Consider the following 12,796-nt stretch of genomic DNA (forward strand, 5'->3'; position numbering starts at 1 on the left):
CAGTCTAATTATTTAATAAATAGGGACGGCGATAACCAAAGACCCCAGTGGACAGCATGTCCGACACGTTAAAACCTGCACTATCCCCAAACCCTTTTAACACAAACTGCAACGCAATGCCGCTGTCGAGTTTGAACGGGGAGTTGATATTGTTGATCGGCAAATCCAGATTGGTCTCAATTTGCCGGCGGGCGATCAGCCGGACCGCCCAGCAGCAGGATTCATACTGCAATCCGACGTTGGCTTCAATCATCCGGTCATTGTGCAAATCGCGATAGTAACTGCCAACCAGCTGCCATTGATTATTCAGCGGCATGGTACCTAAGGCACCCAACTGCTCAATCTCGTTGCCTGAGACATAGCGGCTGTAGCGATGGTTCAACTGCAGCAGGTTTTTATCATCTGCACGATAGTCCAGCGACACATTACTTTTAATCACCCGCTTGGTTTTCGAATCATACTGTACGCCGTTGTTTAAAAACCAGCGTTGCTGAAAATGCAGCACAGATTCAGCGGCAAAGATGGATTCTGTTGCAGCGATCGGTTGATTGTTGTCGAGATTTTTCCCATCCGGCGTCGCCAGAAACAGGATTTGGCCCAAACTGAAACGGAAACGCTCAGTATCAAATTCGTCATAGATCCGCGTCGTCGCACCCAGCGTCAGCTGGTTCGCATCGTTGATCCGATCCAGCCCGGAAAAACGATTTTGCCGGAACAAACCGTAATAATCATCCTGTAACCGCGCTGTATCGTATTGCCAAATCTGGCTCTGATCACGGTATGGAATATACAGATACTGGATCTGTGGCTCCAGCGTCTGTAACGACGATTGACCAAACCAGCGGGCATCACGTTCGAAATTCAGTTTACCATTGAGCTGCACTTTCGGCAGATGACGTTCAGTGTCTTCAGCCACCAGTGCCAGTTCGGGCGATAAAGTGGTCAGATCGGTGCGGCGTTTTTGTTGATAAAATGTCGACATCAGGCCAGTCTCGAACTGCAGTTCATAAGCTGGTGTTACATAAGGTAACCGTAATGTGGGTTCCAGATGCAGCCGGTCGGCTTGTTTAATCGGCGCATTGTCATTGGCAAAATGGGAATACTGACTGTGCCAGCTGAATTCAACACCGGCGGGCAGTTGAAGCGGGCGTGCTGATTGCAAATCCCATTGCGGCAGCGCCGCATAGGAGTAGGTGTCAGCATAATTACCCAGAATTTCAAAGCCTTGTAACCGGATATCTGAACGCACGTCCGCACCAAAATAACTCAGGCTTGCTTGACGATTTAGCTGCGTATCGCTCTGATTATTAAAATCGGAGCCAAGTTCACTTAAATAACCATCATCGCTGACATCAGTAAAATCGACCTGAGCACGCCAGTTATCAGCAAAATCAGAACGATGTTCGACGTGGCTCAGGTAACGACTGCCAAAACCGGCGGGTTTATCCTGATCTTCCGGCAGAAATTCCAGCTGTAGTTTTCCGCTGTCCTGTGCGGTCAGATAGCGAAACTCGGTTTTCAGCTGGGTGCCGCGTTCGCTCATATAGCGTGGCGTGATGGTCGCGTCGTAGTTGTCGGCCAGATTCAGATAATACGGCAGCTGTAAATCCACGCCCAGTTTTTGCGAGCTGCCAAACTTCGGAATGAGCAGGCCAGATTTGCGCTGATTGCTGACCGGGAAGGTCATGTACGGTAAATACAATACCGGCACGCCTTTGATTTTGACCACGGAATTCCAGGCTTCGCCCCAGCCATCGTCGGCATTGAGCTGGATATCTTCGGCTTCCAGTGCCCAGCCATTGTCGCCATCCGGGCAGGTGGTGAAGCTGGCTTCTTTTAAGGTGACCTGTTCGCTAGACGCCTGCATTTCCTTTGCATAGCCGCGGCCAGCCTGGCTGATAAAGCGGTAGTCGGCATCGGTCATGGTGGCATTGTTGTCGTTGACACGCGCACTGAACGAGCTGCTGCTGACTTTGAGTTGTGGGCTGTAATAGCTAATGCCGCCATCGGCAAACATCTGCTGTTCGGCTTTAGAAAACGTCGCACTGGGGGCACTTAACAAAGTATCGCGGTGAGTTAGCTCGACACCGTCGCTGAATACAGCACTTTGGTTATCGTTCAATCTGACTTTGCCGGAAAATATCCGCAGGTTGTTATCGTTTTTATCGAGCTGCGCCAGCCGCTCGGGCAACGTCAGGGTGGGATAACACTGCCTGACCGGCTCAGCAGCAAGCGCCAGACCCGGGAGTCCGAACATCAGCAGGTACAAGGCTTGGTATTTCATCCGGCGTTCCAAAAAGTTGCTCTGTTCCATCAGGCCACTGATGACCTGTGTGCAAAAAGAGGGCCTGTATGATAAATCAATTTTCGCCGCTCGGCTAATCCGTTATAGTGCGACTTTTGCCCGGTTTGGAGTGCTCAGGTGGCGGAAAGGTTGTCACAAATTCAGAATTTTTTACAGCAGTATCAGGCTGACAGCCCTATACAGTTTCACGCGATCAGTGGTGACGCCAGTTTCCGGCGGTATTTCCGTGTACAAAATGACAGCGCGCACTGGGTATTAATGGATGCGCCGCCGGCATTGGAAGACAGTCAGCGTTTCATCGCGGTGGCAAATGCGCTGGCTGCTGCCGGTCTGCAAGTGCCGGCGGTATTAACCTCGGATCCGGCTGCCGGCCTGGTGTTATTGCAGGATCTGGGCGACGACTTATTGCAGTTCAGCCTGAATGAGCAGAATGCTGCTGACTGGTATCGTCAGGCACTGCGACTAATACCCCTGATGCAAACGGTCACGGTTACTGCTCAAGGTCCGTTGCCACAATTTGACCGTGCTTTTGTGTTGCGTGAACTGCAAATTTTCCTCGACTGGTTTTTACCAGTGCATCTGCAAATCACGCCGGATAACACAACCAGCCAGATGCTGCACCGTACTTTTGCCCGGATCGCGGACGAAGTACTGGCACAGCCGCAAGCGGGCATGCACCGCGATTTTCATAGCCGCAATCTGATGATCCAGCCCGATCAATCGCTGGCTGTGATTGATTTTCAGGACGCGGTTGTCGGACCGGTTAGCTATGACGCCGTGTCGTTGTTACGCGATTGCTACCTGCGTTGGCCGGATGCGCTGGTGGCGTCACTGCGTGATGAGTTTTATCTGCTGTTACAACAACAAAACCGCGTGAGCGTCGACTACTCGCTGGCGCAATTTCGCCGTGCTTTTGACTGGACCGGCCTGCAACGTCATCTGAAAGTGTGTGGTATTTTTGCCCGTCTCTACCATCGTGATAGCAAAGCCGGTTATCTGGCTGATTTACCACGCGTAGTGGGATATGTGCTTGATATTGCAGCTATTTATCCGGAACTGACTGAATTTGGCCAGTGGTTTGACGCCGTCGTGCTGCCGCGGTTTGCCGAGGTCAGTGCATGCGCGCAATGATTCTGGCGGCCGGTCGTGGCGAGCGGATGCGGCCTTTAACAGATCACTTGCCAAAGCCTCTGTTGCCGGTAGGCGGCCGGCCGTTGATTGAACATCATCTGTTGGCGCTGAGCCATGCCGGGGTTCAATCGGTGGTAATTAATCATGCTTGGCTTGGCGAAAAAATTGAAGCGCAGCTGGGTGATGGCCGGCAGTTTGGCCTTGATATTGTTTACTCGCCTGAAGGGGAGACCGGCCTGGAAACGGCAGGGGGGATCCGTCTGGCATTACCGCTGCTCGGTGAGGCGCCGTTTCTGGTCGTGAATGGTGACGTGCTGACCGATTTTCCATTCGGCCGCATGCTGCAGGCATTAGCGCCGGATAAAATGGCGCATCTGGTGTTGGTGCCCAATCCGCCACAGCATCCGCACGGCGACTTTGCGCTGCAGCAAGGTGACGCCTGCGTTGACGGTCCGGTTAAGTATACCTTCAGTGGCATTGCACTGTACCGGCCGGAATTTTTCCATGATGTTCCACCGGGTGCACAAAAGCTGGCGCCGTTTTTACGTGCAGCGATGCAGCGTGGCAACGTCAGTGCCGAGTTGTATCAGGGGTATTGGGCCGACATTGGCACACCGCAGCGTCTGGCAGACGCTGACATTCTTTTTCGCAGCAAGAGCTGAACAGGAGCCGAATTATGTGGGGTAAGTTACTGGGCGGTTTGTTTGGCCTGGCGATGTTTAAAATTCCTGGCCTGATTGTCGGCGTTTTTATCGGCCATTGGTTTGACCGCAGTATGCGTCAGCAGTTTGAGCAAGCAGGCGGATTCAGCGGCTTCAAACGCGACCAGAGCGAAGCGCAAGGCTTGTTTATGTTCAGCACTTTTGCGGTGATGGGGCATCTGGCCAAAGCCGATGGTGTCGTCACCACGGCGCACATCGACAAAGCGGTAGCGTTTATGCAACAGCTGGGGTTGGGGGCGCAGCAGCAACAGGAAGCACAGCGGGCTTTTCGCGAAGGCAAAGATAGCCAATTTCCATTGCAACAGCAGCTGCAATCTTTGCGACAAGCGTATCGCTGGCGGCCTGATTTGCTGCAGATGTTTCTGGAGATCCAGATTTCAGTGGCCTATGTCGATGGCCGGCTCAGTGATATTGAGCTGAAGCTATTGCAACAAGTGGCGGCAGCACTGTCGATTTCGAATACCCGTTTACAATATTTGCTTGGCCGGTACGAAGCCGAATCGCGTTTTTCGCGACGGTCAACCCAACAAGCGCCTGCTGCGGATGCGCTGGCTGATGCCTACCAATTATTAGGTGTGGCGCCGGACTGTAGTGAGACTGAGCTGAAAAAAGCTTATAAAAAGCAAATGTCGCAGCACCATCCGGACAAGCTCATGTCCCAAGGCCTGCCGAAGGAAATGCTGGAGCTGGCTAATCAGAAAACCCAGCAAATTCAGGCGGCGTACGAACTGTTAAAACAACATCGCAGCTGAGCCTGGCCGGCTCAGCTTTTGTAATAAAACATAAAATAGACTGCGCCCAGCAGACAAACGCCGGCGTAAACATAATTCAGCTTAAACGGCTCTTTCATATACAACACGGCGAACGGGATAAACACCGCCAGCGTGATCACTTCCTGCAGAATTTTTAACTGCGCCAGACTCAATACCTGCGAACCAATCCGGTTCGCCGGTACCATCAGCATGTACTCAAAAAATGCGATGCCCCAGGACACCAGAATAGCGGTCAGTAATGCTGAAGATTTCAGGTGCTTCAGATGGCCGTACCAGGCAAAAGTCATAAAGATATTGCTGAGAACCAGCAAGCCAATGGTCGTTAGAACCGGAGACATTCGAATTCCTTTGATAGCTGAATTTTTCTTAGTTTACCGGCCGGTCAGGCAATTTGCATTTGGCATTTGCTGAACCATCGTGTCGGTGACATGCGATGCTTGTGTTGTATGGATTCAAGGTAACGATCAGCAAGGAGTAAGATTCTGTGTGCCTGAATCTGCCAGCAGGTTAAGCGTTTTAAAAATAGTTAGCCGACATCTGTTAATAGCCGATGTAACGCAGCCAACCGAGGATCTCCCCGCCGAGCCAAGGGTGATCCTGTTCCACTGAACCCGGCAACAGTCGTTGTCGGTATATTTCTTTGATGTGTTTGCGGACTAACTGCAACCGGAGTGCACCACTGTTGCGGGCAAAAGCATTGTCGGTTTGTGGCAACAAATCCAGCGTGGGCACTTTATGCTGACTAATCGCTTCCGCCACCTGTTCATTTAACGCAACGTCCTGCATCGCCGCGCCGATTAAGACTAAGGCCTGCGGTGGACTCAGTTCCTCATTTTTATACAGATTATTCAGCAATGCGCCGCTATGGCCGAGGCCAATCACGACGATGGTGCCGGGTTTAGACTCAACCTCCTGCATCACCACTTTGAGTCGTTCCAGTAGCTGCAGCTGATAGGCTTGCAGGTTTTCTATACTAGCCTCAGTCACGCCAGGCGGTACCATCACCGCCATGGTGTTCCAACCAAAATCAATCAGATAGTTGCGCAGGTACTCCACAGCCCGCGGGCTGGCGGCATGTTGTGACCAGTCCGGGACCAAGATCACCGTGCCTTTGACAAAAGGTGTCATCGCCGTGCGCTGTAGGGTCAGAAATGATTGTTGGGGGGATTTCAGTGCATTGATTTGTGCGGTGGCAACCTGACGTTGTAAATCCGCTGCGGTTTGTTGTTCGTCCCATAACGCTGCATCCGCTTTGAGCAGAAATGGCAGGCATAACAGCAGGGAAATTATGGAAAAACAGGAGAAGGATCGCAACATCGGAAATTCCGCCAGACTAAACATTAAAGTCAGTATCGGCCACATTTCGCCGCGCTGTAGTCCTGACAGAAAAAACAAAGCCACCCGAAGGTGGCTTTGTCAGCGGTAAAACGAATTAACGTTGTACGGCTTCTTTCACAGATGCAGTCACAGTCGCTTCGATACGACGATTGATAGCATGAGCGGCTTTAGTGCTGCCTGCAGCTTTTGGTTTGGTGATACCGTAACCAACTGCTTTCACGCGGCTGCGTTCGATGCCGTAGTTGCTGACCAGTACGTCTGCAATGGCGTCTGCACGACGTTGTGACAGTGCCAGGTTATACGCTGGAGTACCAACGTTAGACGCGTGACCACCGATCTCAACATCAGTGTTCGGGAAGCGTTTCAGGAAGGTTGCCAGTTTTTCGATATCAGCATGGTATTGCTCTTTGACGACAGAAGAGTCGTTATCAAACTGAGCATTCAGCGCGATGCTGACTGAATTTTCAGTGAAGATTGAACAACCAACAGTGTCTACTTTGTCAGTGATTGGCGTGTTAGCGCACTGATCTTTGTCGTCGGTTACACCGTCTTGATCAGCATCACCAATGACCGGAGCTGGCGCTGGTGCTGGCTCTGGAGCTGGAGCTGGTTCTGCAGCAGGAGCAGCACCGAAGTTGTAGGTCAGACCTACTTTCACGCCGTGGTCGCCAAATGCTTTGCTGATACCCTGGTAACGGTTTGCTTCAACGAACAAAGCAACTTCGTCAGTGACGAACATGTTCACACCCATACCGATGTTTGCGGCAGATGCTGAACGGCCAGTGGTGTAGTTTTTGACGCCACCCACGAAGTACAGCGGCAGGCTGTCAACGTGGTAAACCAGGTCCATACCAACGCGGTTGCCTTTGATATCGGCGTCAGAGAATTCTGATTCCAGATCCTGGCGAACATATTCTGCGCGGATGCCCCAGCTTTCGCTGATACGGTAACCGATGTTCAGGCCAGTGCCGTTGCCGTTGTTCTGACCTTTCCAGTCTAATGATTTAGTTTTGTCGTTGTCCGGTGCGTAGTGCTCCCAGAACACAGAACCGTAAACCCGATCTTGTAATTCAGCAGCGGTTGGGGCGGCTGATGCTACAGCTGTCATCAGGGGTAAAGCTGCCAGAACGGCAATTGCGCTAGTTTTCAGTTTCATCCATATCTCCTTAGGGGTTTTTCCAACGCGCTAATTTTATTTGATTTGTTTAGATTAAACAAATTTACTGTTGTTTTGCTGAACAAAAACATCTCTTTGTTGTCAGCGCAACACGCGTCGGCGGGGGTCATGCTAACCGCTGAAGATGAATCTGCGGTTAACACTTCGGTACTTCTTTTTCAAAATGGGGCTGGTGATCGAAACTCCAGCCATTGGCCTGTCTGCGGATGTCGTAGCCCCAGCATTGCTGCATGTAGTTGTAAACGTTCTGTTTTTTCATCCGGCGCTGAGCCGTAAAATTTGTCACCACAGATTGGATGCCCCAGCCACTGCATATGCACCCGCAGTTGATGCGAGCGGCCGGTCACCGGCGTCAGCCGCACACGGGTGGCGTTCTCTTCATAGCCAATATTCTCAAATAAAGTTTGGGCTGGTTTGCCCCGGCTGAAGCAAACCATTTGTTTTGGCCGGTTTGGCCAGTCACAAATCAACGGCAGGTCGACCGCGCCGGCCTGCGTCAGCAACCGGCCTTCCAGCCGGGCAATATAATGTTTTTGCGTTTGCCGGCGTTCAAACTGCCAGTTCAGCTCACGTTGTGCATCCAGAGTCAGCGCCATCACTAACAAACCGGACGTGGCCATATCGAGACGGTGCACTGTACGTGCCGTCGGGAACACCCGTTGCACGCGCCACTGCAAGCTATCCTGATGTTCCAAAGCTTTGCCGGGCACAGACAACAACCCGCTCGGTTTATTCAGTACCAGCAGCGCGTCATCCTGGTACAGGATGTCCAGATAAGGCGATTGCGGTGGCCGGTACTCCAGTAACATGTCCGTGTGGCCTAATCGTGGCTGACGACGATGACGCGGATCGCATCAAAGCGCAGACGTGCTTTACCAATGTATTGATCCAGCTGCTGTTGTTTATCCGCCAGATGGGCAATTTCTTCCGGTCTGACCAGCGGGTTGATTTTTGCCAGCGCCTGTAACCGGTCCTGTTGCGCCTGCAACTGGCTGTGCATATTGCGCAAAGCTTCCTGCTGCAGTTGTTTTAACTGCACATCGGCATAGGCTTCGGCTTTGGCGAGCAGCGGGTGGATTGTGCTTTGCAGCGCGCCGACCAGTTTACTGGCGGTTTGACGGCCGACCGGTTTGAGCTGACGATTAAAGTTATCAAACGGTACATTCGGTGCCAGATTCTTACCGGTTTTTTCCAGCAACAATCGAATTGGTGTGGGCGGCAGATAGCGACCCAATTGCAGTTCCGCCGGTGCAGACGCTTCGACCAGATAAATACATTCGACAAAAAATGTTGCTGCTGGCAGTTGTTTGTTATGCAGTAATGCGGCCGCACTGTTGCCCATTGTGTCTTGTGTGACGATATCTAATGTGCCCTGGACCATCGGGTGATCCCAGCTCAGGAACTGAATATCTTCCTGCGCCAGTGCTGTAGCGCGGTCAAACGTCACGGTAATGCCATCTTCGTCCAGCATCGGATAATGGCCTTGCAGATGTTCTGATGGCGTCAGCACAATGCTGGTGTCACTGCGATCATCCTGCTGCACACCGAGCAAATCCCAGGCTTTGAGCATGTACAGCGGCAGAATAGTCGCGTCGTCCTGTAAACGGACTTGTTCGACTAACTGTTGCGCCTGACCACGGCCGCTGGAGTTCAATTCCAGCAGTTGATCCCGGCCTTGTTCCAGCTGTTGTTTCAGCTGGCTGTTCAGCGCCCGGCTGTCGGCGAGCACTGCGCTGACTTCGGTCTGATCCGGCGCGGACTGCGCCAGCAACGGCAACAGCCGTTCTCGCATTTGTTGATAGACAGCGCCACCGGTCTGACAGGTTGCATCAAACGCCTGCAGCCCCTGGTGATACCAGTCCAGTAACACTTGCTGCGGTTGGTCGATGAAATACGGCAGATGGATCTGGATATCCTGCGTCTGGCCAATCCGGTCCAGCCGGCCGATGCGTTGTTCCAGTAAGTCCGGATTCAGTGGCAGATCAAACAGCACCAAATGATGTGCAAACTGGAAGTTGCGGCCTTCCGAGCCGATTTCCGAACAAATCAACGCCTGCGCGCTTTGATCATCCTGCGCGAAATATGCGGCCGCTTTATCTCGGTCAAAAATCGACATGCCTTCGTGGAACACTGCCGCGCGGATGCCTTCTTTCACCCGCATCGCTTCTTCCAGCGCAATCGCGGTGTCGGCATGGGCGCAGATCACCAGAAACTTTTTGTATTTGTGCTGTTTAATCAGCGCAATCACCGCTTCAACGCGCGGGTCAAACTGCCACCAGCTGGTTTTGCTACCTTCAAATTCCTGATAAATCCGCTCCGGGAATAACAGGGTTTTGGCCTTGAATTCATCGGTTTGATTGGCCATAAAACTGAGCTGCACTTTGATGGCGTTCTGATATTGCTCTGGCAGCGGCAAGCCGATGAACTGCGGCTGACGCTGCGGAAATCCGGCAATGGCGGCGCGGGTGTTGCGAAACAGAATGCGGCCCGTGCCATGGTGGTCAAGTAACAGACTCAGCAGCGCATCGATGGCGGCATCACGCTCGCTGCCAGTATCAGCAGACTTCAGCAGCGACAGGTGCGCACTGATATCGGTTTCCTGCAACAACTGTTGCAGTTGTGCCGCAGTGTCACCCGATAATGGCACTTCCTGTTGCAGCGCGCGCGCCAGAGTTGCAATCGCTTTATATTGCTGTTCTTCCGCGACAAAAGCCGGGTAATCATAAAAACGGTTTGGGTCGAGCAGGCGTAGCCGGGCAAAATGACTCTGATGACCCAGTTGATCTGGCGTTGCCGTCAGCAGAATGACGCCCGGCGTATCTTGGGCCAGCGTTTCAATCCGCTGATATTCTGTGCTCGCGGCTGCTTCGCTCCAGGTCAGGTGATGAGCTTCGTCGACCACCAACAAATCCCAGTGTGTTTCTGCGGCCGCTTCAAAGGCGGCTTTTTTCCGAGTCAGGAAATCGAGGCTCAACAGCACCAGCTGTTCGGTTTCAAATGGATTTCCACCGTCAGCGGTAGCTTCGGTCAGACGCTCGTCGTCAAAAATGGCAAACTTCAGGTTAAAACGGCGCAGCATTTCGACCAGCCACTGATGCTGCAGCGATTCTGGTACAACAATTAATACGCGGCTGGCAAGGCCAGACAGCAGTTGCTGATGGATGATGAGGCCCGCTTCAATGGTTTTGCCCAGACCCACTTCGTCTGACAATAACACCCGTGGCGCGTGCCGCTGTGACACTTCATTAGCGATGTGCAGCTGATGCGGGATCAGGCTTAAGCGGCCGCCGGTCAGACCGCGCAGCGGATTTTGTTGCTGCTGATGCAGATGTTGCCAGCTGTGGTAACGCAGTGTGAACCAGTCAAAGCGGTCAATCTGGCCGGTAAACAGACGGTCCTGTGGCGAACTGAAACTGATGAAATGGTCGAGAAAGGTTTCGCGCAGACTAACCGCTTCACCGGTGTCGGTGCGTTCGCCGTGATAAACCAGCGTCTGATTCACTTCTTCAATCCGTTCGATGACGAGACTGAATTCCTGCGCACTTTTCACCGTATCACCCGGATTGAACTGCACCCGCGTCAGCGGTGCTTCGCTCATGGCATACAGCCTGGTTTCGCCACTGGCGGGGAACAACATGGTCACCATCCGGCCATCAATACCGACGACGGTGCCTAAACCTAAGTCGGATTCCGCGTCGCTGATCCAGCGTTGTCCAAGGGCAAATTTCATCATTATCCGGGTCACTCTGCAAAGGGGGCGCTATGGTACTGAAAATCCGGACAAACTGCATCCGCCTTGCCGGGAATTTTTCTGCACCGTCTAAGTCACAAATGAAAAGCTTTGTATCGTCATGAGATTGTCATCCGGTACAAGGATTCTTGTTCTAAATTACATAAGAACCCGCCGGGTTTTTTCATCCGCTGCTAAGGAGCTGCATATGGCGCGAAGAAGAAGTAAAGACATAAAAATCTACGTCCTCGATACCAATATCCTGCTGCATGAACCCTTCGCCTTCTTAAATTTTCAGGAACATGACGTGGTCATCCCGATGACCGTGTTAGAAGAATTAGACCATATCAAAGACAAACACAAAGATGTCAGCCGTGAAGCGCGCGTGGCGATCCGGGCGCTGGAAGACGTGCTGAAAGATGCTACCCCTGAACAAATGCTACAGGGCGTGAAATTACCGCAACATACCGATGATAAAGCCAGCGGTCATTTGTTTATCGTTAATGACCATCATATCAGCGACCAGATCCCAGGCTTACCTGGCGGCGAAAACGACCACCTGATTATCAATACTGCGTTGTTTTTACAGCGCGAAAAAGCACCGGTCAAAGTGATCCTGGTGACCAAAGACATCAATATGCGCCTCAAAGCTAAAGGCGCTGGCTTAAAACTGGTCGAAGACTATCGCACTGACCAACTGATCGATGACGTCAGGTTTTTATATAAAGGTTATTTTAAATTTGCCGGTGATTTCTGGAGTCAGGTCAAAGATTGCCGCAGTGAAAATGAAGGCCGCGATACCTACCACTATTTACCAAGAACATTATTACCTAATGCCTACATCAATGAATACCTGGTCGATGAGCATGAAACCTTTGCTGGTCGCGTGGTGTCGATTAACGACCAGCAAATTAAAGTGCTGGATTTGGGGTTTGAGCGGATGATGCACCGCCATGCCTGGGGCATTCATCCGAAAAACATTTATCAGGCTATGGCATTGAATGCGTTGCTGGACCCGGATATGGATCTGGTGATCCTGACCGGCCCGGCGGGTTGTGGCAAAACCTTACTGGCATTGGCGGCCGCATTGGAGCTGGTGATTGAACGGGGCATGTATGACAAAGTCATCGTGACGCGCAATACTCCGGAGATTGCTGAATCGATAGGCTTTTTGCCCGGAACTGAAGAAGAGAAAATGGCACCCTGGCTGGCGGCAATCACCGACTCGCTGGAGGTGCTGCATAAAACCGACGAGCATCCGCACTCCAGCGTCAACTACATCATGGATAAGGCCAACATTCAGTTTAAGTCGGTCAACTTTATGCGGGGCCGCAGTATTCAGCACGCCATCGTGTTGCTGGATGAATGTCAGAACCTGTCCGCAGCGCAGCTGAAAACTATCATCACCCGCTGTGGCGAAGGTACCAAACTGATTTGTTCCGGTAACCTGTCACAAATTGACAGCAACTATCTGACTGCGGTGACTTCGGGCCTGACTTATATCGTGGAGCGTTTTAAAAACTTCGAAGGCAGTACCACGATTAACCTCAATGGGGTGGTTCGCAGCCGGCTGGCCTCCTTTGCAGAGGCCAATCTGTAACGGTTTTACAGTTGTTAACA

The 12,796-nt window shown here is 52.0% G+C and carries 10 protein-coding genes; 4 read left to right on the forward strand and 6 right to left on the reverse strand.

Annotation, left to right across the window (positions count from 1 at the left end):
* Nucleotides 1–4: 4 nt before the first annotated feature.
* Nucleotides 5–2,284 carry an LPS assembly protein LptD gene (gene lptD / locus ACQ66Q_RS12155; protein WP_430457049.1) on the reverse strand — a complete coding sequence of 760 codons (2,280 nt, stop codon included), beginning with the start codon at nucleotides 2,282–2,284 and terminating at the stop codon, nucleotides 5–7.
* A 138-nt stretch (nucleotides 2,285–2,422) separates the two neighbouring features.
* Here lptD and ACQ66Q_RS12160 point away from each other — a divergent pair, with 138 nt between their 5' ends.
* Genes ACQ66Q_RS12160 through djlA form a run of 3 tightly spaced genes read left to right on the forward strand, consistent with a single transcriptional unit; the run spans nucleotide 2,423 to nucleotide 4,910 of the window.
* Nucleotides 2,423–3,436 carry an aminoglycoside phosphotransferase family protein gene (locus ACQ66Q_RS12160; RefSeq protein WP_430457050.1) on the forward strand — a complete coding sequence of 338 codons (1,014 nt, stop codon included), beginning with the start codon at nucleotides 2,423–2,425 and terminating at the stop codon, nucleotides 3,434–3,436.
* Nucleotides 3,424–4,098 (forward strand): N-acetylmuramate alpha-1-phosphate uridylyltransferase MurU, encoded by a 675-nt coding sequence (gene murU, locus ACQ66Q_RS12165; protein ID WP_430457051.1) that lies wholly within the window; start codon nucleotides 3,424–3,426, stop codon nucleotides 4,096–4,098. The genes ACQ66Q_RS12160 and murU overlap by 13 nt, the downstream gene beginning before the upstream one ends.
* A gap of 14 nt (nucleotides 4,099–4,112) precedes the next feature.
* Nucleotides 4,113–4,910 carry a co-chaperone DjlA gene (gene djlA, locus ACQ66Q_RS12170; protein ID WP_430457052.1) on the forward strand — a complete coding sequence of 266 codons (798 nt, stop codon included), beginning with the start codon at nucleotides 4,113–4,115 and terminating at the stop codon, nucleotides 4,908–4,910.
* Between the two features lie 11 nt (nucleotides 4,911–4,921).
* Here the strand turns inward: djlA and ACQ66Q_RS12175 are convergent, their stop codons facing one another.
* The 5 genes from ACQ66Q_RS12175 to rapA form a co-directional block, all read right to left on the reverse strand.
* A complete protein-coding gene (locus ACQ66Q_RS12175; RefSeq protein WP_208932054.1) occupies nucleotides 4,922–5,269 on the reverse strand; it encodes a DMT family protein in 348 nt (115 codons plus the stop codon).
* Nucleotides 5,270–5,471: 202 nt separating this feature from the next.
* A complete protein-coding gene (locus ACQ66Q_RS12180) occupies nucleotides 5,472–6,248 on the reverse strand; it encodes a DUF3530 family protein (protein ID WP_430457053.1) in 777 nt (258 codons plus the stop codon).
* Between the two features lie 115 nt (nucleotides 6,249–6,363).
* Nucleotides 6,364–7,425, reverse strand: coding sequence for an OmpA family protein (locus tag ACQ66Q_RS12185; RefSeq protein WP_430457054.1), 1,062 nt, complete (start codon nucleotides 7,423–7,425; stop codon nucleotides 6,364–6,366).
* 179 nt (nucleotides 7,426–7,604) lie between these two features.
* Nucleotides 7,605–8,255: an RluA family pseudouridine synthase gene (locus ACQ66Q_RS12190; RefSeq protein WP_430457055.1), complete on the reverse strand. Its 651-nt coding sequence runs from the start codon at nucleotides 8,253–8,255 to the stop codon at nucleotides 7,605–7,607.
* Between the two features lie 11 nt (nucleotides 8,256–8,266).
* On the reverse strand, nucleotides 8,267–11,179 hold the full coding sequence (gene rapA / locus ACQ66Q_RS12195) for an RNA polymerase-associated protein RapA (RefSeq protein ID WP_430457056.1): 2,913 nt from the start codon (nucleotides 11,177–11,179) through the stop codon (nucleotides 8,267–8,269).
* Nucleotides 11,180–11,384: 205 nt separating this feature from the next.
* On the opposite strand from rapA, the gene ACQ66Q_RS12200 reads away from it, so the two are divergent.
* Nucleotides 11,385–12,776: a PhoH family protein gene (locus ACQ66Q_RS12200; RefSeq protein WP_208932049.1), complete on the forward strand. Its 1,392-nt coding sequence runs from the start codon at nucleotides 11,385–11,387 to the stop codon at nucleotides 12,774–12,776.
* Nucleotides 12,777–12,796: the final 20 nt, after the last annotated feature.

This window comes from Rheinheimera sp. (assembly GCF_965283995.1).
In the GTDB taxonomy this organism is placed as follows: Bacteria; Pseudomonadota; Gammaproteobacteria; order Enterobacterales; family Alteromonadaceae; genus Pararheinheimera.